This window comes from Caballeronia mineralivorans PML1(12) (genome assembly GCF_001028175.1).
In the GTDB taxonomy this organism is placed as follows: domain Bacteria; phylum Pseudomonadota; class Gammaproteobacteria; order Burkholderiales; family Burkholderiaceae; genus Caballeronia; species Caballeronia mineralivorans.
In genome coordinates, this window is sequence record NZ_AEJF01000204.1 from 1 (window position 1) to 23363 (window position 23363).

The 23363-nt window shown below is 60.8% G+C and carries 22 protein-coding genes, 2 tRNA genes and 2 pseudogenes; 16 read left to right on the plus strand and 10 right to left on the minus strand.

What is annotated here, in order from left to right:
• A partial coding sequence (locus tag EOS_RS34110; protein WP_047896649.1) for an aldehyde dehydrogenase family protein occupies window positions 1-928 on the minus strand: 928 nt, incomplete at its 3' end.
• Window positions 929-1151: 223 nt separating this feature from the next.
• Between EOS_RS34110 and EOS_RS34115 the strand changes: the two genes are divergently transcribed.
• Entirely contained in the window at window positions 1152-1940 is a 789-nt protein-coding gene (locus EOS_RS34115) for a coniferyl-alcohol dehydrogenase (protein ID WP_082163623.1), read from the plus strand.
• Here EOS_RS34115 and EOS_RS34120 read toward each other — a convergent pair.
• On the minus strand, window positions 1919-2905 hold the full coding sequence (locus EOS_RS34120; RefSeq protein ID WP_047896631.1) for an AraC-like ligand-binding domain-containing protein: 987 nt from the start codon (window positions 2903-2905) through the stop codon (window positions 1919-1921). The two genes, EOS_RS34115 and EOS_RS34120, sit on opposite strands and share 22 nt — an antisense overlap.
• 287 nt (window positions 2906-3192) lie before the next feature.
• Between EOS_RS34120 and EOS_RS34125 the strand changes: the two genes are divergently transcribed.
• From EOS_RS34125 to EOS_RS34155, 8 genes and pseudogenes are all read left to right on the plus strand, one after another.
• On the plus strand, window positions 3193-3936 hold the full coding sequence (locus EOS_RS34125) for an SDR family oxidoreductase (RefSeq protein WP_047896632.1): 744 nt from the start codon (window positions 3193-3195) through the stop codon (window positions 3934-3936).
• 168 nt (window positions 3937-4104) lie between these two features.
• Window positions 4105-4581, plus strand: a complete 477-nt coding sequence (locus EOS_RS34130; RefSeq protein ID WP_200908737.1) for a hypothetical protein — start codon at window positions 4105-4107, stop codon at window positions 4579-4581.
• A 29-nt stretch (window positions 4582-4610) separates the two neighbouring features.
• Window positions 4611-5510 (plus strand): SDR family oxidoreductase, encoded by a 900-nt coding sequence (locus tag EOS_RS34135; protein ID WP_047896634.1) that lies wholly within the window; start codon window positions 4611-4613, stop codon window positions 5508-5510.
• Window positions 5511-5706: 196 nt separating this feature from the next.
• Entirely contained in the window at window positions 5707-6162 is a 456-nt protein-coding gene (locus EOS_RS34140) for a (2Fe-2S)-binding protein (RefSeq protein WP_047896635.1), read from the plus strand.
• A 1-nt stretch (window position 6163) separates the two neighbouring features.
• Window positions 6164-8398, plus strand: coding sequence for a xanthine dehydrogenase family protein molybdopterin-binding subunit (locus tag EOS_RS34145; RefSeq protein ID WP_047896636.1), 2235 nt, complete (start codon window positions 6164-6166; stop codon window positions 8396-8398).
• Window positions 8399-8409: 11 nt separating this feature from the next.
• Window positions 8410-9708, plus strand: a complete 1299-nt coding sequence (locus EOS_RS34150) for a c-type cytochrome (protein ID WP_053064133.1) — start codon at window positions 8410-8412, stop codon at window positions 9706-9708.
• 63 nt (window positions 9709-9771) lie between these two features.
• Window positions 9772-9876: pseudogene (locus EOS_RS46595) on the plus strand (IS110 family transposase); the annotation flags it as partial.
• Window positions 9877-10036: 160 nt separating this feature from the next.
• Complete coding sequence (locus EOS_RS34155; protein ID WP_047896638.1) at window positions 10037-10489, plus strand: substrate binding domain-containing protein; 453 nt, start codon at window positions 10037-10039, stop codon at window positions 10487-10489.
• Between the two features lie 100 nt (window positions 10490-10589).
• On the opposite strand, the gene EOS_RS34160 is transcribed toward EOS_RS34155, so the two are convergent.
• The 3 genes from EOS_RS34160 to EOS_RS47635 all read right to left on the minus strand — a co-directional run bounded on the left by EOS_RS34160 (window position 10590) and on the right by EOS_RS47635 (window position 13084).
• Window positions 10590-12050: an aldehyde dehydrogenase family protein gene (locus EOS_RS34160; RefSeq protein WP_047896639.1), complete on the minus strand. Its 1461-nt coding sequence runs from the start codon at window positions 12048-12050 to the stop codon at window positions 10590-10592.
• Window positions 12051-12129: 79 nt separating this feature from the next.
• Entirely contained in the window at window positions 12130-12480 is a 351-nt protein-coding gene (locus EOS_RS34165; RefSeq protein ID WP_268760382.1) for an amidohydrolase family protein, read from the minus strand.
• A 391-nt stretch (window positions 12481-12871) separates the two neighbouring features.
• Entirely contained in the window at window positions 12872-13084 is a 213-nt protein-coding gene (locus EOS_RS47635; protein WP_167348979.1) for a hypothetical protein, read from the minus strand.
• On the opposite strand from EOS_RS47635, the gene EOS_RS49380 reads away from it, so the two are divergent.
• Window positions 13040-13252 carry a transposase DNA-binding-containing protein gene (locus EOS_RS49380; RefSeq protein ID WP_407639202.1) on the plus strand — a complete coding sequence of 71 codons (213 nt, stop codon included), beginning with the start codon at window positions 13040-13042 and terminating at the stop codon, window positions 13250-13252. The two genes, EOS_RS47635 and EOS_RS49380, sit on opposite strands and share 45 nt — an antisense overlap.
• A gap of 77 nt (window positions 13253-13329) precedes the next feature.
• On the opposite strand, the pseudogene EOS_RS34175 reads toward EOS_RS49380, so the two are convergent.
• Window positions 13330-14417 (minus strand): annotated as a pseudogene (locus EOS_RS34175) (IS3 family transposase).
• A gap of 557 nt (window positions 14418-14974) precedes the next feature.
• Between EOS_RS34175 and EOS_RS34185 the strand changes: the two are divergent.
• The 3 genes from EOS_RS34185 to EOS_RS34195 all read left to right on the plus strand — a co-directional run bounded on the left by EOS_RS34185 (window position 14975) and on the right by EOS_RS34195 (window position 15935).
• Window positions 14975-15050, plus strand: a tRNA-Glu gene (locus EOS_RS34185).
• 72 nt (window positions 15051-15122) lie between these two features.
• Window positions 15123-15199 (plus strand) — tRNA-Asp (locus EOS_RS34190).
• A gap of 271 nt (window positions 15200-15470) precedes the next feature.
• Window positions 15471-15935, plus strand: coding sequence for a GNAT family N-acetyltransferase (locus EOS_RS34195; protein ID WP_047896641.1), 465 nt, complete (start codon window positions 15471-15473; stop codon window positions 15933-15935).
• On the opposite strand, the gene EOS_RS34200 is transcribed toward EOS_RS34195, so the two are convergent.
• Window positions 15932-16807, minus strand: coding sequence for an AraC family transcriptional regulator (locus tag EOS_RS34200; protein ID WP_047896642.1), 876 nt, complete (start codon window positions 16805-16807; stop codon window positions 15932-15934). The genes EOS_RS34195 and EOS_RS34200 overlap by 4 nt on opposite strands.
• A 160-nt stretch (window positions 16808-16967) precedes the next feature.
• On the opposite strand from EOS_RS34200, the gene EOS_RS34205 reads away from it, so the two are divergent.
• On the plus strand, window positions 16968-17402 hold the full coding sequence (locus tag EOS_RS34205) for a gamma-glutamylcyclotransferase family protein (protein ID WP_047896643.1): 435 nt from the start codon (window positions 16968-16970) through the stop codon (window positions 17400-17402).
• A 56-nt stretch (window positions 17403-17458) separates the two neighbouring features.
• On the opposite strand, the gene aceB is transcribed toward EOS_RS34205, so the two are convergent.
• Together aceB and EOS_RS34215 are read right to left on the minus strand one after the other, a co-directional pair.
• Window positions 17459-19054 carry a malate synthase A gene (gene aceB / locus EOS_RS34210; RefSeq protein ID WP_047896644.1) on the minus strand — a complete coding sequence of 532 codons (1596 nt, stop codon included), beginning with the start codon at window positions 19052-19054 and terminating at the stop codon, window positions 17459-17461.
• Between the two features lie 63 nt (window positions 19055-19117).
• Window positions 19118-19897: a haloacid dehalogenase type II gene (locus EOS_RS34215; protein ID WP_047896645.1), complete on the minus strand. Its 780-nt coding sequence runs from the start codon at window positions 19895-19897 to the stop codon at window positions 19118-19120.
• Window positions 19898-20033: 136 nt separating this feature from the next.
• Between EOS_RS34215 and EOS_RS34220 the strand changes: the two genes are divergently transcribed.
• The gene (locus tag EOS_RS34220; protein ID WP_047896646.1) at window positions 20034-20936 is read left to right on the plus strand and encodes a LysR family transcriptional regulator; all 903 of its coding nucleotides are present in this window, start codon (window positions 20034-20036) and stop codon (window positions 20934-20936) included.
• A 72-nt stretch (window positions 20937-21008) separates the two neighbouring features.
• The gene (locus EOS_RS34225; RefSeq protein WP_047896647.1) at window positions 21009-21443 is read left to right on the plus strand and encodes a universal stress protein; all 435 of its coding nucleotides are present in this window, start codon (window positions 21009-21011) and stop codon (window positions 21441-21443) included.
• A gap of 76 nt (window positions 21444-21519) precedes the next feature.
• Here EOS_RS34225 and aceA read toward each other — a convergent pair whose 3' ends face one another.
• Window positions 21520-22824, minus strand: coding sequence for an isocitrate lyase (aceA, locus tag EOS_RS34230; protein WP_047896648.1), 1305 nt, complete (start codon window positions 22822-22824; stop codon window positions 21520-21522).
• Between the last annotated feature and the right edge of the window lie 539 nt (window positions 22825-23363).

Consider the following 23363-nt stretch of genomic DNA (forward strand, 5'->3'; position numbering starts at 1 on the left):
CCAGGCGCCGCACGAACTCGATGGCGATGCCGGGCGTGACGACAATCCGCTCGGTCGACATGCAGATTTGCCCTTGATTGAAGAACGCACCGAATGCCGCGGCTTGAACGGCGCGGTCCACGTCGGCATCGTCGAGCACGATCAGCGGCGATTTCCCGCCCAGTTCGAGCAGGACCGGCTTGAGCACGCGGGCGGCCTGCTCGGCGATCAGTTGGCCGACGCGGGTGGAACCCGTGAAGTTGATGCGCCGAACCGCCGGATGCTCGATCAGGGCGCCGACCACTTCACCGGCTGCAGCGGGCGCATGGGTGATCAGGTTGACCACGCCACCGCCGAGGCCGGCCTCGACCAGCACCTCGGCGATTTTTGCGTGTGTCGCAGGGCACAGTTCTGAGGCCTTCAGCACCACCGTGTTGCCGCAGGCCAGCGGCATCGCGATGGCTCGCGTGCCGAGCACGATCGGCGCGTTCCACGGCGCGATGCCGAGCACCACACCGGCCGGTTGGCGTACGGCTAGCGACAGGCGGGCCTCGTCGGAGGGAATGACTTCGCCGCTCATCTGGGTAGTCATGCTCGCGGCTTCGCGCAGGATCGCGGCCGCTGCGAAGACATTGTGCTCGGCCCAGACGCGCGTCGCGCCGGTTTCCGCCTGCATGATCTCGACGAACTGGCTTTGCTGCTGTTCCATCAGGTCGGCTGCACGCAATAGCTTGGCGCGGCGCTCAGACGGGCCGGTTTGCGACCATTGGGCAAACGCGGTTTCAGCGGCGTCGGCGGCGAGCCGCGCGTCGGCCACGCCAGCCGCGGCGGCTTGGGTGACGGTTTGATTCGATTGCGGGTTGACGCGCGCAAAGGTGGCACCGGATACGGCGGGCTGAGTGCGGCCGCCGATGAGCAACTGAATAGATCTCAAGATACGTGTCTCCATGAAAAACACTGTGGCGCCGAATTTACGGGAGCGGACGATGGATCTCTTGCCTGACAGTGCAATTCCGATGTAGGGGAACTCCCTTAGAGAACACTGCACTTTCAGGTAAGACCGAGCCTCGTTCTACGAATAGAGTCGATGCATCGGGCGCCGGTGTGCAGCGCCTTGAAGGTCACTACAGTCAGGGCTATTCAAGCTAGGACGATTCATGGAGAGAACGAGCATGTCGTTGTTGCAAGGCAAGACCATCGTGATAACTGGAGCCGCTTCGGGCATCGGCGCGGCATGCGCCGCCGAAGCGAAATCCTTGGGCGCGCGCGTAATCGCGGTCGATCGGAACGAGCCGCCGGCCGGCTTGTGCGATCAGTTCATTCGTGCCGATCTTTCTCGCGCGGAATCGATCGATGCGGTTGTGGGAGACATTCAAGGCAGAGTGGACGCGCTGTGCAATATCGCGGGTTTGCCGCCGACCAGGGGCGATGTGCTGGTGCTGCAGGTGAATTTCGTGGGACTGCGTCGCTTGACACTGTCGCTGCTGCCGAAGCTCAACGAAGGCGCGTCGATCGTCAATCTGGGCTCACTGGCCGGTTTCGGTTGGGCCGGGCAGGTCGACCAGGTCCGTGCCTTGCTCGACGTCAACAGCCTGGACGATGTCGCGGCGTTCTGCACGCAACACGGGGTCGATGATGCGCGCGCGTATTTCCTGTCGAAGGAAGCCTTGATTGCGTGGACGCTGCAGATGCGCTGGCAGTGGCGGGCGCGCGGGATCCGCATGAATGCGGTGAGCCCTGGGCCGGTTGAGACGCCGATTCACCAGGATTTCCTGCAGACGCTCGGCGAGCGTGCCGAGGAGGATATGCGTCTCCTGGAGCGGGCAGGGCAAGCGGAGGATATCGCGCCTCTCGTGGCGTTTCTATGCGGCGAGGGCAGCCGCTGGATACGTGGCGTGAACATCCCGTGCGACGGCGGGATGGCGGCACATATCCTGTGTCAGTCGGCGGGTCTCGACTGAGTCACGCTAGCCCTGTAGTCGCGGGGCGTGATGCCGAACGATTCCTTGAAGGTTCGGCTGAAATGGCCGGGGCTGACGAAGCCCCACCTCATCGCAAGCTCGGTAATCGAGCACCTCTGAAGTGATGGATTGCTGAAGGTACGACAGACGTTCGTGAGTCGTAGTTGCAGAATGTAGCGCCCGAGGGTGTTGTCCTCGGTGTCAAATACCGTATGCAGGTAGCGTTTCGAGCATCGCAGATCGTGTGCGATCCGGTCGACGGTCAGTTCCGGATCGGACAGGTTTTGTTCGATGTATTCCACGATGCGGGCGCGCAGCATCCTGGGGTGCAGATTCTTTCTTGTTTCGGCAATCTGGTCCTGCAGGGCAACCCTGATCTGGCTCGCCAGTTCCCATTCGATTGACGAGGCGGTTTCGACCGCGCCACATCCTGCCGAGATTTCGAGTTCGTTCAGGCGATCAACGATGTACTGGCGAAGTTGACGACCCGCGCCGCTGAGGGATGTCAGGGGCCGCACGAGCGCGCAACGCTCGGCGAGCGTGAGGCGAACGAGTTCCTTCGGGATAGTGGCGATGGCGACGTGAATCGAATGAGCCGCACTCATCAGATAGGGCCTCGCTGTATCGTAGATGGCCCACTGCCCGGGGGACAGCCTTGCCCTCAATCCGTCCTGCTCAAAGTCGGAGTTGCCCTCAAGCTGGATGGTGATCTTGTAGTGGCTGGCGTGAATACTCCTGTTTCGCGGTGCGTTTTCTACCCGATGCCCTTGCGCGACGAGTCGGCATAGCTGGATTTGTCCGATACGGGCGTAACCGATCCTACCTGTGAAGGGCTCGTTTTCCGCTGTAAGGCGACCTGCTTCACCGAAGCGCTCGCTGAAGCGTTCATCAATCGCACGAGCCCATACGGTCGCCTGCCCTTCGGGCGGGATCGTTGTCGTGGAAACGGTAACGAAGTGCGTCATCCTCTATTTCTCTGGTATATCGCGAAGTTCGCACAAATATATTTTGATTATTATCAAAATACGGGTTTTTTGTATAGGTGTTTACGGGTATGGCTCGCCCTTGAAGCGGATATCAGCTGCGCTCCGGTCCGGACGAACGCCCGCATTTCCTGGGAACAGTCCATGAGACGCTTACACGGTCAATAGTTGAAGCAAATGAAATAGTGATGCAAAAACATCGCTAATTATCTTTGCCGCGAGGTCAGTCATCATCCTGCTCAGGCTTAAACCTGAACAGGAGATTTTCGATGAGTGCAGCAAATCAATCCGGCGTCGCGATCGTGACCGGCGCTTCCCGTGGTATCGGCGCAAACATCGCGCGTCGTCTCGTCCGTGACGGTTTCGCGGTCGCGGTCAACTATGCGTCGAGCTCCGCCGAGGCAGACAAGCTCGTCGCCGAACTGGCACAGGCCGGTGGCAAGGCGGTGGCGGTTCAGGGCGACGTCTCGAAGGTCGACGACGTGCGCCGTCTGTTCGAAACGGTCGAGCAGCAGCTTGGCAAGGTCGATGTGGTGGTCAACAACGCGGGCATCCTGAAGACCGTGCCGCTCGCGCAGACGAGCGACGAGCTGTTCGCGCAGACGTTCGCGATCAATGTCGGCGGCGTATTCAACATGCTGCGCGAAGCGGCGACACGCCTGAACGATGGTGGACGGATCATCAACCTGTCGAGCACGACACTCGCGCTGAACCTGCCGGGCTACTCGATTTACAACGGCACGAAGGCGGCGGTGGAAGCGTTCTCGCGCGTGTTCGCGAAGGAACTGCGCGGCCGTCGCATTACGGTGAACTGCGTGGCGCCGGGTCCGGTGGCAACGGATCTGTTCCTGAACGGCAAGACCGAAGAGCAGATCGCGCAGTTCTCGAAGATGCCGCCGCTCGAACGTCTGGGGCAACCGGAAGACATCGCGAACGCGGTGGCGTTCCTTGCCGGCCCGGATGGCGCATGGGTGAACGGTCAGGTGCTGCGTGCCAACGGCGGCATTGCCTGAGGTACCGTCGAGCCGATGGTGGAACCTGACATGGTAACCCCTCAGGCTCCGGGAGGCGCGGCGCGTTGGCGCCAGCGTCTCTCGGCCTCCATCCTCACGCTGATCGCAGTATTGGGATTGGCATCATGTGGCGGAAAGCGGGAGCCGGATGCTGCGCAGAAGATGACTATGAGACCCTCTATTACGTATTTGCCCCTGCTGCGACATACGCCGTTTTTCACTGCGCTGTCCACGGCGCAGCTGCAGTGGGCGATCGACCACTCGCACGAGTGGGAAGCAGACGCCGGTGCCGTGATCGCAACGTGCGATCACAGTGTCGAGCCGAATGCGCCGTACTGGATCCTGCTCGACGGCGGTTGGCAGGTCGAGCATGCCGGCCGCACGTTCAGGAGCGGCCATGCCGACCCGGGCAAGTGGTTCAGTGCCGCCGAGGGTCATGGCGAGTCCTGTGTGCTCGTGACGAACGAGCACAGCTATGTGATGCGCATCGAGCGTGCCGACATGCTGGCCATGCTGGACCAAAAGTTCGGATTCCGTACACATCTGGATAGCGGGATCGACTACTACCGGTCGATTTTCGGCGATCGCAGCGGAACAGGCCGGGTCCAGGTAGTTCAGCCTTCGCAACCCGTAGTCGGACATTGAAGTCGGACATTGAATATAGGAGATACCTCATGACGTACAGCATTCTCGTGACTGGCGCATCATCCGGTTTTGGTTTAATGACGGCCCGCGCGCTGGCCGAAGCGGGCCATACCGTCTACGCGTCGATGCGCGAAACGCAGGGCCGTAACGCGCCTCGCGTCGCGGAAATCGCGCAGTGGTCGAAGGAAAAATCGCTCGATCTGCGCACGGTCGAACTGGATGTGCAGTCCGAGGCGTCGGTTGCCGCCGGCATTGCGCACATCCTGAAGGACTCCGGCCATCTCGATGTGATCGTGCACAACGCCGGTCACATGGTGTTCGGCCCGGCCGAGGCGTTTACGCCCGAGCAAATGATCCAGCAGTACGACGTCAATGTGCTCGGCGCGCAGCGTGTGAACCGTGCGGCGCTGCCGCATCTGCGCAAGCAGGGCAAGGGGCTGCTGGTGTGGGTCGGCTCGTCGTCCACGCGCGGCGGTACGCCGCCGTTCCTCGCACCGTATTTCGCGGCGAAGGCGGCGATGGATGCGCTCGCGGTGTCGTACTCGACGGAGCTGGCGCGCTGGGGCATCGAGACGACGATCATGGTGCCGGGCGCGTTCACCAAGGGCACGAACCACTTCGCGCACTCGGGCAAGCCGGCCGATGCGCACATCGCGGCGGAATACGAGAATGGTCCGTATGCGGGCGTGACGGATCAGGCGCTGAAGGGGCTGGCAAGCCTGGAGCCGGCGGATGCGGATCCGACGGAGGTCGCCGCGGAGATCGTTCGCGTAGTGGGTTTGCCGTTCGGCAAGCGGCCTTTCCGCGTGCACGTGGATCCGTCGCAGGACGGCGCGGAGATCGTGAACGGCGTGGCGGACCGGATGCGCCGCGAGATGTACTACGCGATCGGTCTGCAGGATCTGCTCTCGCCGAAGGTCAACGGTTGATCGGTTGAGGATGGCCCGCCGGTCGAACCGGTGGGCCCTCTGGATCAGGACTGCGAATGGTGTTTCAGTCTTGATGAACGCCCGGCTTTACACGCCGCGGCCTGCTGGTTTGCAGCCCCTGTTTTGGCTCGTATGCCTGTACCGCTGCTCCCCGCAGCGAATTCCCCACACCTGATTTTCCAACAAGAATCGACAGATGATCACGCTCAATATCAATGGACAGGATTGCACTGTCGACGCTCCCCCGGACATGCCACTGCTGTGGGTGTTGCGGGATGTGGTCGGCTTGACCGGAACGAAATTCGGCTGCGGAATCGCGCAGTGCGGCGCATGTACAGTGCATCTTGACGGGGAGCAGGCGCGCGCATGCGTGACGCCGGTTTCCCAGGTGGGCACCCGCCGCGTCACGACGATCGAAGCGATCGGAGATACGCCGGCGGGCCGGAAGGTCCAGCAGGCATGGGCGGATCTTGACGTCGTGCAGTGCGGGTACTGTCAGTCGGGCCAGGTGATGTCGGCGGCGGCACTGATCGCGGCGAACCCGAGTCCGACCGATGGCGACATCGATGATGCGATGGCGGGCAACGTCTGCCGCTGCGGTACCTACGTGCGGGTTCGTGCAGCGATCCATCGTGCGGCGCGGGAGGTATGAGATGACGCGTCAATCATTGGACGAGCGCCGGCAACCGGCGCTACCGGACAGGGATCCGCTGGCACGCCGCCAGTTCCTGAAGCTGGGCCTTGCCGTGAGTGCGGTTGCCGGGGGCGGGCTGCTGCTCGGCTTCAGCGTGAGCGGCCATGGCGAGGAGCGGCGAGCGGGCAAGGCCGTGCAACGGGTGCCGCACGACAGCGGATTCGCGCCGAACGCATTCGTGCGTATCGACCACACGGGCCAGGTCCGGCTCGTGATGATGAAGGTGGAGATGGGGCAGGGCATCTACACCGCCTTCCCGATGCTGATCGCTGAAGAGTTGGAGGTGCCGCTGTCGCAGGTCACGCTCGAACATGCACCGGCCAATCCCGATCTTTATACCGATCCGTTGATGCACGAACAGACCACCGGCCTGTCGATGTCGGTGCGCTCGAGTTCGGAGCGCATGCGCCGGGCTGGCGCGGTCGCGCGCACGCTGCTGGTCAACGCGGCGGCGCGGCAATGGAGCGTGGACCCGGCGTCGTGTCATGCCGAGGCGGGTATGGTCATCCACCCTGCAAGCGGTCGCCGGCTCGCCTATGGCGCACTTGTCGACGCGGCCGCGAAGGGGCCGGTGACCGACGCGCTGGTGTCGGGTGTCGCGCTGAAAAAACCTCAGGATTTCAGGCTCATCGGGACGCGGGCGCATCGGCTGGATTCAACCGAGAAGGCCAACGGTACGGCGAAGTTCGGCATCGACGTTCAGGTGCCGGGGATGCTGTACGCCGCAGTGGTGAATTGTCCGGTCGCTGGCGGCAAGGTGGCGCATGTCGATGACACGACCACCCGTCGCATGCCAGGTGTGCGCCAGGTGGTGCAACTCGACAATGCAGTCGCGGTGATTGGCGAGCACACGTGGGCGGCGATGCGCGGTGCGGCCGCGCTCGGGATCGAATGGGACGAAGGCGCAAACGCAAACCTGTCGTCCCAAATGCTGTTCGATGACCTTGAGCAGGCGTCGCATCGGGACGGCGCAGTTGCGCGCCATCAGGGTGACGTTGAACACGCGTTTCGCGGCGCGGCAAAGAAGCTGGATGCCGTTTACCGGCAGCCGTTCCTTGCGCACGCGCCGATGGAACCGATGAACTGCACGGTTCACGTGCGTGCTGACGCGTGCGATATCTGGGTCGGGACCCAGAGTCCGACGCGGGCGATGGGCGCGGCGATGGCCGTCACCGGTCTGCCGGCGGAGAAGATTACGTTGCACAACCATCTGCTCGGCGGTGGCTTCGGTCGCCGGCTTGAACCCGACACGGTCGCACAGGCACTGCTCATCGGCCGGCACGTCGACGCGCCGGTCAAGATGACGTGGACGCGCGAACAGGACATCCAGCACGACCTTTACCGGCCGTGCTACTACGACCGGATCTCGGCCGGCCTGGATGCTCACGGGAAACCTGTGGCCTGGACGCATCGTGTGGTCGGCTCGTCGGTCGTCGCGCGTTTCGCTCCACCACTCTTCAGAAACAACCTGGATTTCGACGCGATCGAAGTCGCGTCGGACCTTCCGTACGATCTGCCGAATCAGAAGGTGGACTATGTGCGGCAGGAGCCGCGCGGTATACAGACCGGTTTCTGGCGTGGTGTCGGCCCGATGCGCAGCACGTTCGTGACCGAAAGCTTCATCGACGAACTGGCGGAACTGGCGAAGGTGGACCCTGTCGCCTATCGGCTCGCGCTGCTCGACAAGTCTCCGCGCACGAAGAACGTGCTGGAGGTGGCGCAACGGGTGTCGGGCTGGGGCCGGCCGCTGGGCACCCACGCGGGGCGGGGCGTGTCGGTGATGAGCGCATTCGGCAGCTTTTTCTGCGCGGTGGCGGAGGTCACCGTGATCGACGGCAAGGTAGGCGTCGACCGTGTGGTCTGCGTGGTCGACTGCGGACAGGTGATAAACCCCGACACAATCGAGGCGCAGATGCAGGGCGGTCTGATCTTCGGGATCACCGCGGCGCTGCATGGTGAGATCACCCTCAAGGACGGGCGGGTCGAGCAGGGGAACTTCAACGACTACCGGATGCTGCGGATACACGAGGCACCGAAGATCGAGGTGCATATCGTGAAAAGTACCGACGCGTCGGGCGGTATCGGCGAGCCTGGTACCGCAGTGGTGGCACCGGCGGTGACCAATGCGATCTTCGCGGCGACCGGCAAGCGTCTGCGTACGCTGCCGGTCGGCAACCAGCTCAACGCGGCATGAGGGGCATGATCATGAAGCGTTCGACTCTCGCTACGGGCGTGTCCCGTTTCGCCTCTATCGCGGTCGGGGCAGCGCTGCTGGCGCTGTCCGTATCAGCCAGCGCAGTTCCAGCCGCTAAGACGGACGCCAACCTGATCGCGCGTGGCGGATATCTCGCGAAGGCCGGCGACTGCATTGCCTGCCACACCGCGGCACGCGGCAAGCCGTTCTCGGGCGGCCTGCCGATGAATACGCCAATGGGGCGGATCTATTCGACCAATATCACACCGGACAACGGCACCGGTATCGGGCGCTACTCGGAAGCGGACTTCGCCGCCGCAATGCGAAAGGGTGTCGCACAGGACGGTCACAATCTCTATCCGGCGATGCCGTACCCGTCGTTCGCGCGGACGAGCGACGCCGACATCCATGCGCTGTACGCGTACTTCATGTACGGCGTCCAGCCGGTAAGCCAGCCGAACCGCAAGCCGGACATTCCGTGGCCGCTGAATGCGCGCTGGCCGCTGAAGTTCTGGAATCTGCTGTTCGTCGATGACGCGCCTTATCAGGAAGTTCCGGCCAAGGATGTGCAATGGAATCGTGGCGCTTATCTTGTCCAGACGCTCGGCCACTGCGGTGCGTGCCATACCGCGCGCGGCCTCGCATTCCAGGAGACGGCGCTCAATGAGCGCGGTGTGGCATTCCTTGGCGGTTCCGCCCTCGACGGGTGGTTCGCGTCGAACCTGACGGGCGACAGCAACACCGGGCTCGGCCGCTGGAGCGAGGAAGACGTGGCGTTGTTCCTGAAGACCGGTGCCAATGGACATGCGACTGCCTTCGGGCCGATGACGGACGTGATCAATCACAGCACGCAATATCTGAGCGATGCGGATCGGGCCGCGATCGCGCGCTACCTGAAGTCGCTCGGGTCAACGCGTGGCGCTGGCGCACCTTACGACGGCAGCACGACGGGAGCAATGGCGCCTGCGATGACCGGGGGCCACCCTGGCGCGGCGACCTACACGACCTACTGCCTGCACTGTCATGGCGTGACAGGACAAGGCTATGCGCCGCTGCTGGCACCGCTGGCTGGCAATCCGAACGTACTGGAGGACGATCCGTCGTCGCTGATCAATGTTGTGCTGAACGGGGCCGACGCCCTGACGATCCAGGGTGTGCCGGCGCCGTATCCGATGCCGGCCTATCGCGGAACACTCAGTGACCAGGAAGTGGCCGATGTCGTCACGTATATCCGGCATAGCTGGGGGAGCGGGCAGACTGAACCGGTTTCCGCCTACCGTGTGCGTGGTTTGCGAGAGGCGGCACACTGACGCTTCGCACAGGAATACTTCCGCTGGTTTGGCAGAGGCGCGTCGCGTATCTCTACTTGCGCGATCGAGAAGGAGTTGATACGCCGGCTCGACGACGATGGCCTCGGCCAACGTCTACTATCGATTCCCGGTGTCGGTCTGATCACCGCGAGCGTACTGGCCGCTAAATCGGACCGAAGCTCGATAAGAACGCTTGCGTGCGCTCAGGATCGCGGAAACCGCGCATGCCAAGTATCAACACGACGTGGCGATCAGGAACTGACCGCAAGGCGACAAGTTTTAGGCGCGATTGAGCCTCTCGATCTAGGGCGTGCCCTTCAGGGGCGGCATGGCGCCTCACCGCAGGCTGGTCTGCGCGAGTCCGGACTATCTCAGCGAGCGCGGCATGCCCCAGTCGCCTGTAGACCTTGCTTCCCACAATTGCCTGACTTTCTCCTACGCCCAGGGCAGCAGCATCTGGCGATTTTCGGGCCGCTCTGACGAGACAGTTCGCGTCAGCGGCAGCGTGCGCGCGAATAACTCCGAGGTACTACGGGAAGCTGCGATCGGCGGCATGGGCCTGATCATGATGCCGAGCTGGCTCGTTGACGCCGATATCGAGGCGGGACGGCTGCACGTCGTCCTGCCCGAATGGGAGCGAAGCATGAGCGGAGCGGGCGGGGCCATTTATGCGGTGTACCAGCCTAACCGCCGCTCGTCGAAGAAGGTGCGTGCGTTCGTCGATTTCCTGATCGAACGCTTCGGTTCGCCACCGTACTGGGACACGCGGAGCGATTCCTGACTGTCGCTAGCTTCTCAACCGCCGAGCACCGATAGCGCGAGCGATGCGGGGGGCGGCTCGACGGCCGTCCATAGGCATGTCGTCTACCGCCTGCGTTGCATCACCCGCGGCGGAAAACCTGTAGCACCTGCTTGTACTCCATGAAGTCATCGATACCGGCCAGACCGCCGAGCCGGCCTTGCCCGCTATTCTTGAAGCCACCTTCCTCGAACTCAACCTGCATGCCAGCCCATTCGTTGATGCAGATGTGGCCCGCGTCGAGTTGGCGAGCGACGCGAATGGGGCGGTCAGCATCGCGCGTCCAGATGCACGCGCTCAGCCCGTATTCGCTGTCATTTGCCATGGTGACGGCCTGGTCTTCCGTATCGAATACCTGCAATGTCTGCACCGGACCGAACACTTCCTCGCGCGAGATCGCCAGGCCGGATGCAGGCACTTCCAGCAGCGCCGGGCGATAGAAAGCACCGGCCGCCAGCGGTCCATCGGTAATTGGACCACCGCGGACAACGGCTGTAGCGCCTTCGGACAGCGCCGCCGTGACCATGTGCTCGACGCGTTCGACCGCCTGACGGTCGATGAGCGGTCCCATCTGGCTGGACGAATCGGACGCTGCGCCTGGCCGTACTGCCGCCAGCCTTTGTGCTAGCTGTTCCTTGAATTTCTCGGCAATGCCGCGCTGCACGAGAATCCGGCTGCCTGTTACACAGAACTGGCCCGCGAAAACGGTGGACGATGCCACGATGGTTGGCAAGGCCGCCTCAATGTCGGCATCATCAAAGACCAAGTGCGGTGTTTTCCCCCCTAGTTCAAGGCCGATCCGCTTGAAACGACCGGCACCAGCCACGGCAATAGCGCGCCCCGTTGCGGTGCTTCCGGTGAAGCTGATCACGGGTACATCGGGTGATTCGACGAGGAATTTCGCGCCTTCAGAACCGCTTTCAACAAAGAGGTTGACGGCTCCTTTGGGAAGCTCCGGGACGCTTGCCATTATTTCCGCCGAAAGCTGCGCCGCCTGGGCAGCCTGGGCCGGCAACTTGATGACCGCGGTGCAGCCGGCGGCTAGCGCGGGCGCCAACGCGCGAATCAACAGGAAGGCTGGCGAGTTCCACGGCACGATCAATCCCGCCACGCCAACTGCCTGTCGAAGCACCATCGATTGCGTTCCCGGGCGCGGCTCCGATACTCTGCCGAAGGTGTGCAGGGCTAAGCCGGAGGCAAAACGCAAGGCACGCACGATCTGGGTTGCCTCAAAGCCAGCCTCGACTTTCAGCTTTCCATTCTCCGTCGCCAGGCAGTCGATCAAGTCTTGCGCGCGTTGTTCGTAGGCATCAGCCAAGTGGCCCAGCGCGGTAGCCCGCCGCATTGCATCTACCTTCCAGTCGCTTTGGATAAAGGTCCGCCGGGCTGCCGCTACGGAGTTCTTTGCCTCGTCCAAGCCGCCATCGAAGTACGTGGCGAAGGCCTCCCCGGTCGCCGGGTTCATGCTGGCACGGCGTGTGCCGCTTCTGGTCCATTCGCCGTCTATCCAGTGCGCTGCTTGTTGTTCCACAGGAAATCCCATTAATGAGTTACTCAACCTCAAATGATAAAGACCCAATTGACGAGCGATAACCCATCAATCGGATAAACAGTTTCTGCCGTCATTGAGGAATCAGTGCGAGGATTGGCGCGACCGATGGATCGCCGAGATATTCGCCATCGGTGTTGGTCTCCACAATGACACCGTCGAGACCGAGTTCATCGAAGGCATGGTCGCTCTCGGTGAGCAACTCAGACGCGTGCGGCAGCAGTAACGTCGCGAAACCGCCAAAGCGGCCGGGATGCTCGCGCAGCGTCTGCGCAATGTCCTTGTTGATGGTCCGTGCAAGCCGCACGCGTGCGCTGCGTTCGTCCAGAAAACCCACGCTCGGCGACGACACGGAGAGCATCATCGTCTCGATGTTGCCGGCCTTCATGACCGCGATCGCCTTTTCGGCGGACCATTCGGGAATCGGATAACCGCCGTCGGTTGTGTCGCAGTAACACGAGAGGGATGCTCAATGACAATATACTAAGGATTGTTTATAAAATGAGCGAGTAGAATTGCTAGCCGGCAGACAGTGGGATTTGAGCGCGCGCTCTTGCTGCGTCGCTTCGGCCCTTCAATGATGTGCGTACTTCCACGCCGTTTTCAAAAAGTCGCTTGCCAAGGGCGCTTCCCATTGCGCCCGGCGCGATCACTGCCACGACATAGCTCATGTTGTCGGCCCCGGTTTCAGATGGACTAAAAAGATCTTCCAAAGGAGTCTAGCCGAAAAGCGTTTCTTGGTATCGACAGGCAACGCAACGCATTTTTCGGCATCGATGGAGCGGCCCACTGAATCGCCGGACACAGTCTCCCACTTAAAATTTGAGGTTGGCCACATCTTCGGTCAACTGTTGCTTGAGCGCGCGCAGCTTGTTGTAAACCAGCGCGGACAATGTTGACTTTCGCTCGCCATCGGACAACATGGTTGAACGACGTTGCCTGATACTGGCGACGCTGAGGACTGGGCGAGCGACGAGTTTGGCATGGCGCAGTTGGGTGATGCTCGCCTGACGCAGCGCCTTGTCCAACCGTCGCGTGAATTGGCACACAGCCCCCAGTGCTCGTTTCCACCGGCACCTCGTGGGCCACAGCTCAGTGCAGTGCACCGCTTTTCAACAATGATCAGGTGGACACCGAGGATCTGCTCGGCGCCCATATTTCGCAAATGCTCTCGCGTATGCAGGCCATGCCAGTAGTGCTGGCAGTGCAGGGCACAGAGGTGGCCCCGTTCGTTCGGACAGTTTTTCCGGTTTTTAAGTGGAATGCTGCGTGGTCACGCTGCCGTTTTAATCGCGGGCAGCATCGCGAAGTAAGCTTCGTCCGGGGTCTTGTCCGACAGACTTGAATGAGGCCTTTGCTGGTTGTACCACGTCGGGTAGTTAGCGTATTCCTTGCCTGGCCGACGCACTCATGGGCCTTCAAAGACACTTCTTCGTACTTCACGCTGCGCCAGAGCCGTTCGATAATGGGCAGCGATAAACACGTTGTCCCGCCAGTTTCCCTTGCCGTCCATCGATATAGCGATTCCACTAGAGAGGACGGCGTTGATGAAGACCGTGCTGGTGAACTGGCTGCCTTGATCGGTATTGACGATCTCAGGCAGCCCATACTTCGCGAACGCTTCTTCGAGTGCAGCAACCGCATGCTCGGCTTCCATCGTAATGGCCACCCGATGCGCTAAAACACGGCGGGTGGCTCAGTCGATCGCCGCAGTGAGATAGACGAAGCTGTGCGCCATTGGGATGTACGTGGTGGCCAACGCAAAAACCTGGTTGCTGCGCTCGATTTTCCGATCGCGCAACAAGTACGGCCAGATCGTGTGAGCCTGATGTTTGCGGCTGGTGTTCGGCTTGCGGTACAGCGCTTCGATGTCCATCTTGCGCATCAACATGCGAGCGCCGGCAAACGGATGCTTCAGGTGCAACGCATCGATGCGGCGCATGAGCGCCAGATCTGCGACGCTGACAGGACTGGGCACGTAGTAAGCACTGGATCGGCTGATGCCGACCAGCTTGACCTGCCGGGACACCGGCAACGAGTGAGCACGATCAAGCATTTCTTTGCGCTCAGCAAGCCTGCCTTGCCGAGCGCGCCGGGCAAAAAATCATTCTCCAGCGCCAATTGCCCGATCTTCGCGTGCAGCGTCTTCAGGTCGACCGGCGGCTCGTTGGCGGGCGCGCTTGCCGCGCCGAACACATCGGCTGCCGGCTCTTGCAACTGCCGTTTCCATTCCGTAATCTGGTTCGGATGAACCTCTAACTGCTGCGCCAATTCAGCCAGCGTGCGCTCGCCACGCACTGCTGCCAATGCCACCTTTGCCTTGAACCCCGCTGAATGCGCACGTCGGGGTCTCTTCCTCATCTTCTGGTTTCCTTTACAGGCAGTATGCCTATCTCAGATCCCAGCAATTCCACTCAACTGACTGTACAGATTTCTGGGGTTACCTCTTTTCGGTCTGAACGTCGTTGCGTGACCAGGATGGGGCGGCGACAGAAAATTCTTGCGCAGTGAAAAGGGAGCTGCGTATAATTGCGTTCTTCGCTGCTGTGACTTCCGAGGCAGGTTGCACAAGGGTGTTTCAGAGCGAGATGTTGCTGGAAAGCGTCAAATCGTAGATCATGTACCCCAAGTCGTACCCGATGGGGTTTGTGATTCACGGGAGCCTTTGGTGGCGCAGGTCTGCAGGGGATTTTCGATCCCGCTTACCACAGAACGGAAACGAAGACTTTGAAACGCCAGCGCATCGGAAAAAAAGCTTCACAAGAATCAGAAAGTTGTTTATAATGTCGTTCTTCGCTGATAGCTGAAACGAAACAGATTAACGAACAAAGCGATTAAGAAAGTTTTAATCGAAGTTAATCAGAAATAGGTCAGAAGTTAAGCGAAGTAGATTAAAAGACATTAACTGAAAAGTTTATGTCCCCTTCGTCTAGAGGCCTAGGACATCACCCTTTCACGGTGAGTACAGGGGTTCGAATCCCCTAGGGGACGCCAAAACATCGGCGGCTGCTAGAAGCGCTGCAAGTTTGATGAGCCGACCAACCTCTCAAGCTGATGAAAAGAAGTGGAGCGGTAGTTCAGTTGGTTAGAATACCGGCCTGTCACGCCGGGGGTCGCGGGTTCGAGTCCCGTCCGCTCCGCCAACAAGTTGCAAAAGAAAAATCCAGCTTAAGCTGGATTTTTTTCGTCTAGCGTTTTACCTCCCGCATTTCCTCGTCTGCGTTCGCGTCCGTTGATTTCCTATTTGCATCCCATTCGGTTCTTCCGATCATTCCCGTGCCCGCCGTCTCCGTTTTATCTTTTTGAGCGTGTAGTGTGCGTATCATCGGATGTGTGCGCTCGTAAAACTCTCCATTGCCAGCGCGCGCCGCCTGACTTAGTGTTGATGACTTGATTCAGTGCTTTCATCGCGCAATGCTCGATCCCACCGAAGCTCTCTCGCCATTTCAGTTGCGCCTGGCGTCGATGGACGATTTTTCGTTCGCCGAGGCGCTCACGCGCAACAACATGAACGGCTACTACCGCCGTCACAATCTCGTGTGGCGCAGCGATCTTTTTCTGGGTAGCTGGCGGGAATCGGAGAACTTCGTGCTCGAGTGCGACGGCCAGGCAATCGGCGTGATGCGCGTGACGGAAGAGGACCAGTCGCTGCACATCCGCGACGTACAAGTGGTGGAAGGATGGCGCCGGACGGGCGCAGGAACATTTCTCCTCGATACCGCTCACCGTTGGGCGCGTGCGCGCGGGTTGACGGAGACGCAGTTGCGTGTATTCGTCGATAACCCCGCTGCCCGGCTCTATATCCGCATGGGTTATAAAACCGCGGGATCGCGCCTCGCGCAATTCGGTGCAATCCGGCATATGGTTCGCTGCGTTTAGCGTCTTGGCGTTTTAACGTCCTGGCGCTCGCTCGGAGCGCGGTCGTGGCTATCGTCTCGGGGCTCGCCATCGCGGACAAAAAATGCTCGCGGACTTTCGCCGAACGCACGTCTGAACATCGCGGAAAAAGCGCTCTGGCTTTGATAGCCGAGCAGCAACGCGACTTGCGCGAGTGGTCTGCCCTGGCTCAACAATGGAATCGCCCGCGCGAGCACGGCTTGCTGACGCCATTGCGAAAAACTTACGCCAAGCTCACGCCGGAATAAGCGCGCGATCGTGCGCGTGCTTGCGCCGGCAAGCGTTGCCCAATGCTCGAGCGAATCTGCGGAAGCAGGGTCGGCGAGCACGGCTTCGCATAAAGCCAGCAGGCGTTTATCGGTGGGCATCGGGATGGAGAGGGGCAGTGGCCGCGAGCGCGTGATTTCATCGAGTGCGAGCGTGCCGAGCAGCCGTTCGCGCTCGCGTGAAATCGTGAGGTCGTTGAGCGCCACGGCCACCTCGCGCAGCAGCGGCGACACTTCCACTACGCGACACGCATCCAGCCCCGGCGGCACCACGCTTTCGTCTATATACAACGTCCGCAAAAACGCGTCCTCCACAATCACCACTTCATGCGTCACGTTCGGCGGAACCCAGATTGCGCGCGATGGCGGCACCATCCAGGTCGATCCTTCTGCTGCGATTCGCAATACGCCTCGTGTCGTGCAGGCAACCTGCGCCCACGCGTGCGTATGCCGGGCAATCCGGGTACCTGCTGGCACCGGCCGCGAGCGCACGCGAATGGGATGCGCGGGCGTGGGCGACGACTCGGCCGGGATGTCGAGATGCTCGACTTCTTCCGGTTGCAGCGGGTGATCGGTCGACGTGAACATGGATTTTTGGTGCTCCTCCACCGAGATATTAAAGGCATCGTGCGGGCTCAGCTTCGAAGTCGCGCGGCGGACATTTTTGCCAGCGGCCACATCGTGATGCAACGGCTATTTTTGCACTTGGCATAATGCGCGCTGAATCTTCACGGACAGGCTGAAACGCATGCAACACGTATTCGTCTACGGCACGCTGCGAGTGGGCGAGAGCAACGACATTCGCCGCGCGGCAGAGCGCCACGGCATTGCCGCACCGGTGCTGATCGGCTCGGGTCAGGTTAATGGCCGGCTGTACGACTTCGACGCTTATCCCGGACTGGTGCTCGATCCCGCCGCGGGGCCGGTTCAGGGCGATATCTACCGGATCGACGAGAGGCTCGTGCCAGTACTCGATGAAATCGAAGAGATCGTGCCGGGCGTCGATGGCCTGTTTCGGAGCGTTCGGTCGCCGGTGTCAATCCAGATCGATGGGCGTACGCAGGCGATCGATTGTCTGGTCTATCCGGTGAGCGACGATGCGGTAGAAGGTTTGCCGCGTATCGACGGCGGCGATTGGGTTGGTTACCGGCGCGCAAGGCAGCTGTTGGTTCAACGCCGATAAAAAAGCCGCTCTGATTCCAGAGCGGCTTTCGTTTCATCGAAGACCTGCAAAAAGTCTCAGATCTCTTCGTACAGCGGCAAGGTCAGAAACTCCGCGAACGTATCCGATGTCGACATCGCCTCGAAAATCGTTGCCGCCCGATCGTACGGTGCGGTGTCGCCGCCAACGACCTTCTTCACCTTCGCGAGTTCCTCCTGCGTGAAGGCGCGCACCATCTCGGCGCTGACCTTGCGGCCATCGTCGAGCTTGCCCTTCGGCGAGCGAATCCACTGCCACACTTGCGAGCGCGAAATCTCCGCCGTCGCCGCGTCTTCCATCAGGTTGTGGATCGGCACGCAGCCATTGCCCGCGAGCCACGACCCGAGATAGTGGATGCCCACGTTGATATTGCCGCGCACACCGGCTTCGGTGATCGGATCTTCGGGACGGAAATCGAGCAAGTCGGTTGCTGTGACCTGCACGTCCTCGCGTTGCTTTGCGATCTGGTTCGGTTTGTCGCCGAGCACTTTGACGAACTCTTCCATCGCGATTGGCACGAGGCCCGGATGCGCGACCCAGCCGCCGTCGTAACCGTCGCCGGCATCGCGCGCTTTGTCTGAGCGCACGCCGCCCATTGCTTTATCGTTGGCTTCAGGGTCGTTCTTGATCGGAATCAAGGCGCTCATGCCGCCGATAGCCGGGGCTTGGCGCCGGTGACACGTCTTCAGCAATTGCAGCGCGTAGGCACGCATGAACGGCACGGTCATGGTGATCTTCGCGCGATCGGCGAGGCAGAAATTGACGTCGTTCTTGAACTTCTTGATCGCGGAAAAGATGTAGTCCCAGCGGCCGGCGTTCAGACCCGACGAATGCTCGCGCAACTCATACAGGATCTCGTCCATTTCGAACGCGGCGAGGATGGTTTCGATCAGCACCGTCGCGCGAATCGAGCCGCGCGGCACACCGACAATCTCCTGCGCCATCACGAAAACCTCGTTCCACAGGCGCGCTTCGAGATGGCTTTCCAGCTTCGGCAGATAGAAGTACGGACCCGCGCCGCGAGCCAGTTGCTCCTTCGCGTTGTGGAACAAGAACAGCGCGAAATCGAAGATGCCGCCCGACACACGCTGGCCGTCCACGCTCACGTGCTTTTCATCGAGATGCCAGCCACGCGGACGCACGATCAGCGTTGCGGTTTTATCGTTGAGCTTGTATGACTTGCCGTTCTGTTCCAGCGAAATCGTGCCGCGTACGGCTTCCTTCAGGTTGATATGACCGGTCAGCAGGTTGTCCCAATTCGGCGTGTTCGAATCCTCGAAATCCGTCATGTACGAATCCGCGCCGGAATTCAGCGCGTTGATGATCATCTTGCGTTCGACCGGCCCGGTGATCTCCACACGACGGCATTCGAGCGCCTTCGGTAACGGCGCGATAGTCCAGTGGGCATCGCGGATGGATTGCGTTTCGCTCAGGAAATCCGGGCGTTCGCCTGCATCCAGACGCTTCGTGCGTTCGGCGCGCGCCTTGAGCAACGTCTGACGACGCGGCTCGAACGCGCGATGCAGGGTTGCCACAAGCTCAAGCGCCTCGGGCGTCAGAATGGTCTCGTAGCCGGGTTTGATCTCGGCCGTGATGGTCATGCCCTGCGGCACGTGGGGCAGCGTGTTCGCCATGTTCTACATCTCCTTGGTCGGTCAGACGGTTTGCTGGGTGAATCGGTGAATCGGTGAATCGGGTTAGCTGCCCGGGTTGCGGCGCATGCGGTTGGAAAGATCGAATGGCGTGGCGTGCTGATGTTGCGGGCAGCCTGCATCGATGAAAGCAAGCAGGTCGGTCATATCGCGGCCGGTGCCGCGCGGCAGAACGCCGAGTTGTTCGGCGGGCATTGCCATGCGATTGAGCCAGAAGGTGGTGTAGCCGAACCACGTGGCGCCCGTCACGTCCCAGCCATTCGACGATACGAACACCATCTCGTGGGCTGCAGCGCCGATCGCCTGCGTCCCGAGTGCATAGGCGGCGTGGGCCGGCTTGTAGGCGCGCACGGTATCCACCGAGAGCACGTGATCGAAGAGACCCGTCATGCCCGCGCTTTTCACGGCGATGTCCAGCATCTGCGGATTGCCGTTCGACAGGATCGCGAGTTTCAGATCTGCCCGTTTGCGTAGGCGCTTCAACGCAGCGACGGTGTCCGGGAACGCCGCCAGGCACGCGTATTCGTCCATCAGGCGCTTCTCCGCAGCCGGCGTCAGCGCGTGCTCCAGCTTCAGACGCGTGGCCGCAAAGCGCAGCGCGTCGAGCGTGATCGCCCAGAACGGTTCATATCGGGCACCGGCGGGGTCGGAGAGCGTACGCAACTGCGTGTATTCGATCTGCTTTTGGCGCCACAACTGCGAAAGCGCATCGCCTTGGCCGGGGAATAACTGCTCCGCGGCCGCCACGACGGAATGGACGTCAAACAGCGTGCCGTAGGCATCGAAGATGACTGCACGGGGCGATGAAATCGGTATTGACGACATAGCCGGGGCTCCATAAGTAGATCGTTGATCATTCTATTAGTGCTTCAGAACGACCGGAAGATGCTTCTGAATCACTTGATCTTTGACTTTTTCAAACCTAATCTAAGCATCCTGTCATTCGGACAAACGCTCGCCTATGGACCGCTTCAAGCAAATCGAAACTTTCGCGGCGGTCGTCGCGAAGGGAAGCCTGTCCGCAGCGGCGCAGGCCGAGGGTGTCGCGCCCGCGGTAATCGGCCGGCGGCTCGACGCGCTGGAAGAGCGGCTCGGTGTGAAGCTGCTTGTGCGCACCACGCGCCGTCTGACGCTGACGTTCGAAGGTTCGGCGTTTCTCGAGGATTGCCAGCGGGTCATCCATGACATGCAGAGCGCCGAGGCGAGCGTATCGGCGGGCGGGGTGAAGGCGAGCGGGCATCTGCGGGTATCGGCACCGGCAGGTTTCGGGCGGCGTCACGTCGCCGCGCTCGTGCCCGTTTTCACCTCGATGCACCCGGATGTATCGATCACACTCGACCTCACGGATCGCATGGTCGATCTGGTCAACGAAGGTTTCGATTGCGCCGTGCGGCTCGGCGAGTTGCCGGATTCGTCGCTGGTGTCGTTGAAGCTTGGCGAGAACCGGCGGGTTTGCGTGGCATCGCCGGAGTATTTGCGCAGCCATGGCGCACCCGCGGATCTCGACGAACTCGCGCAGCACAACTGCCTGCCGCTCGGAGCGAGCTCGAATCAGCAGCGCGGCTGGGTGTTTCAGAAGGACGGCAAGGTCGTGCAAATGCGCGTATCCGGCACGATGGAGTGCTCGGACGGCGCCGTGCTGCACGAGTGGTGTCTCGCCGGATACGGCCTCGCGTGGCGCTCGTGGTGGGAAGTCGGCGATGACATCGCCCGGGGCCGCCTGATCAGCGTGCTCGATGCGTTCGCCGCGCCGCCCATCGGGATTCATGCCGTGTTTCCACAACGCCGGCATTTGCCGTTGAGAGTGCGCTTGTTTCTCGACCTGCTCAAACATACCTTCGGCGCTCCTGGATATTGGGGTTGAATTGCCGGCCGCTTGCCCTGATTCAGTTACTACAATGAAAGTGCACGATGGCCACTGCCAGGGGAGTCGACCATGTTCAAGCACATTCTGGTTCCGACCGATGGGTCGGTTCTTTCGCAGAAAGCGATTGACGGCGCGATCGATCTTGCCCAGTCGGTCGGTGCGCGGATTACGGCTTACGCTTGTCTGCCGCTGTATCCGTATTCGCCTTTCGCCGATGTCGCCGTCGAGCCGCCCGGGGATTTTCATGAGCGCGCGGAGAGGGAGGCCCGGGAGCATCTTGGGGCGGTTGAAAAAGCCGCCGCCGCCGTTGGGGTGTCGTGTGCTTCCGTGACTAGCGTCGAGTCCGCGCCTTATATCGGGATTATCGATATTGCCGAGCGGGAAGGCTGCGATGTGATTTTCATGGCCTCGCACGGGAGGAGAGGGTTAGGGAGTTTGCTGATCGGCAGTGAGACCCAGCGGGTACTCACTCACACCAAGATTCCGGTGATTGTTTATCGCTAGGGTTTCGTCTAAACGCAAAGAGGGCACACAACCAACGTTCGTGTGCCCTCGATCCACTTAAAGCAGTCGCGGCTTATTAAGCGACTTTCTTCTCGAAGAACTGTTCATCTTCGGTAGAGCCGTGCAACGCCGTCGTCGATGCTTCTTTCTCGACCGCCTGCGTCACTGCATCGAAGTAACCGGTTCCGACTTCCCGCTGATGCTTCACCGCGGTGAAACCCTTTTCGGCCGCGGCGAATTCCGCTTCCTGCATCTCGACGAACGCGCTCATCTGGTTGCGCGCATAACCGTGCGCCAGATTGAACATCGAGTAATTCAGCGCATGGAAACCGGCCAGCGTAATGAACTGGAACTTGTAGCCCATCGCACCGAGTTCTTTCTGGAACTTGGCAATAGTTGCGTCGTCCAGGTTCTTCTTCCAGTTAAACGACGGCGAGCAGTTATACGACAGCAATTTGCCCGGGAATTCGCGGTGAATTGCCTCGGCGAACTTCTTCGCGTATTCGAGATCCGGCTTGCCGGTTTCGCACCAGATCATGTCGGCATACGGCGCATAAGCGAGACCACGTGACACGGCTTGTTCCAGGCCCGGCTTCGTGCGGAAGAAACCTTCCACGGTACGCTCGCCGGTCAGGAACGGCCTGTCGTTTTCATCGACATCCGATGTCACCAGATCAGCCGCTTCCGCATCCGTGCGAGCGAGCAGGATGGTCCGCGTACCGGAAACGTCAGCCGCGAGACGTGCAGCGGTGAGTTTCGCGATGTTTTCGCGCGTCGGCACCAGCACCTTGCCGCCCATGTGCCCGCATTTTTTCACCGATGCCAGTTGGTCCTCGAAGTGCACGCCCGCCGCGCCCGCTTCGATCATCGCTTTCATCAGTTCGAACGCGTTCAGCACGCCGCCGAAACCCGCTTCGGCGTCGGCCACGATCGGCTGGAAGAAGTCGAGATAACCTTCATCACCCGGATTCTTGCCTTCGGACCACTGGATCTGATCGGCGCGCGTCAGCGTGTTGTTGATGCGCTTGACCACCAGCGGCACGGAATTCGCCGGATACAGCGATTGATCGGGATACATTTCGCCCGCGACGTTGGCGTCGCCGGCCACCTGCCAACCCGACAAATAGATGGCCTTCAAACCGGCCTTGACCTGCTGCATGGCCTGATTGCCGGTCAGCGCGCCGAGGGCATTGACGAACGGCTCATCATGAATCGACGCCCACAGCTTCTCCGCGCCACGTTTCGCCAGCGTGTGCTCGACCGGCACCGAACCGCGCAGCCGCACGACGTCGTCGGCGCAATAGCTGCGCTTGATACCCTTCCAGCGCGGATCCGTATCCCATTGCTTTTGAAGTTCCTGTGCTTGTTGTTGGCGCGACATGGCGTTTCTCCTTTGATTACCTGACTGATGACTAATGGATGGTCGTCCGGTCGAGTAGCTGAAGCGTCGATGACGTCTCCGGTTGCTCAACTCTTATATAAGAGTCTAGGGATGCGGAGACTTTGGAGAAAGCGCTTTTGTGCTCTTTCGAACATAAAAATAACCATTAAAAATCAACAACTTGATAATAATATTTCACATTAAGAAATGACCTCTTCCATGCTGAGATATCTCGATTTGTGCCGCGCAACAACAATTTCGCCGCACAAGAGATCGTTCCACATTGTGAAATATAAAAAGAAGGCGAAAAAAAACCGATGCGCGAAGCATCGGTTTTCTTTTTGCGGCGCGCGAGATGCGGCGCCGCTACATCAATAAGACTTAGCTGCCACGACGCGGAGCGCGCGGGCCGTCGTTGCGACGTGGTGCATAACCGTCGCGCGAACCGCCGCCGAAGCCCGAACCGCCATCACGCGATCCACCGCCGCTGCGATAGCCGTCACGCGAATCACGCGCGCCGCCGGCGCTTGCCGGCTTGT

Coding starts and splice junctions, on each gene's coding strand:
- EOS_RS34115 (WP_082163623.1), top strand. CDS start 1,152: ATGTCGTTGTTGCAAGGCAAGACCATCGTGATAACTGGAGCCGCTTCG.
- EOS_RS34120 (WP_047896631.1), bottom strand. CDS start 2,905: ATGACGCACTTCGTTACCGTTTCCACGACAACGATCCCGCCCGAAGGG.
- EOS_RS34125 (WP_047896632.1), top strand. CDS start 3,193: ATGAGTGCAGCAAATCAATCCGGCGTCGCGATCGTGACCGGCGCTTCC.
- EOS_RS34130 (WP_200908737.1), top strand. CDS start 4,105: ATGAGACCCTCTATTACGTATTTGCCCCTGCTGCGACATACGCCGTTT.
- EOS_RS34135 (WP_047896634.1), top strand. CDS start 4,611: ATGACGTACAGCATTCTCGTGACTGGCGCATCATCCGGTTTTGGTTTA.
- EOS_RS34140 (WP_047896635.1), top strand. CDS start 5,707: ATGATCACGCTCAATATCAATGGACAGGATTGCACTGTCGACGCTCCC.
- EOS_RS34145 (WP_047896636.1), top strand. CDS start 6,164: ATGACGCGTCAATCATTGGACGAGCGCCGGCAACCGGCGCTACCGGAC.
- EOS_RS34150 (WP_053064133.1), top strand. CDS start 8,410: ATGAAGCGTTCGACTCTCGCTACGGGCGTGTCCCGTTTCGCCTCTATC.
- EOS_RS34155 (WP_047896638.1), top strand. CDS start 10,037: ATGGCGCCTCACCGCAGGCTGGTCTGCGCGAGTCCGGACTATCTCAGC.
- EOS_RS34160 (WP_047896639.1), bottom strand. CDS start 12,050: ATGGGATTTCCTGTGGAACAACAAGCAGCGCACTGGATAGACGGCGAA.
- EOS_RS49380 (WP_407639202.1), top strand. CDS start 13,040: ATGGCGCAGTTGGGTGATGCTCGCCTGACGCAGCGCCTTGTCCAACCG.
- EOS_RS34195 (WP_047896641.1), top strand. CDS start 15,471: ATGCTCGATCCCACCGAAGCTCTCTCGCCATTTCAGTTGCGCCTGGCG.
- EOS_RS34200 (WP_047896642.1), bottom strand. CDS start 16,807: ATGTTCACGTCGACCGATCACCCGCTGCAACCGGAAGAAGTCGAGCAT.
- EOS_RS34205 (WP_047896643.1), top strand. CDS start 16,968: ATGCAACACGTATTCGTCTACGGCACGCTGCGAGTGGGCGAGAGCAAC.
- aceB (WP_047896644.1), bottom strand. CDS start 19,054: ATGGCGAACACGCTGCCCCACGTGCCGCAGGGCATGACCATCACGGCC.
- EOS_RS34215 (WP_047896645.1), bottom strand. CDS start 19,897: ATGTCGTCAATACCGATTTCATCGCCCCGTGCAGTCATCTTCGATGCC.
- EOS_RS34220 (WP_047896646.1), top strand. CDS start 20,034: ATGGACCGCTTCAAGCAAATCGAAACTTTCGCGGCGGTCGTCGCGAAG.
- EOS_RS34225 (WP_047896647.1), top strand. CDS start 21,009: ATGTTCAAGCACATTCTGGTTCCGACCGATGGGTCGGTTCTTTCGCAG.
- aceA (WP_047896648.1), bottom strand. CDS start 22,824: ATGTCGCGCCAACAACAAGCACAGGAACTTCAAAAGCAATGGGATACG.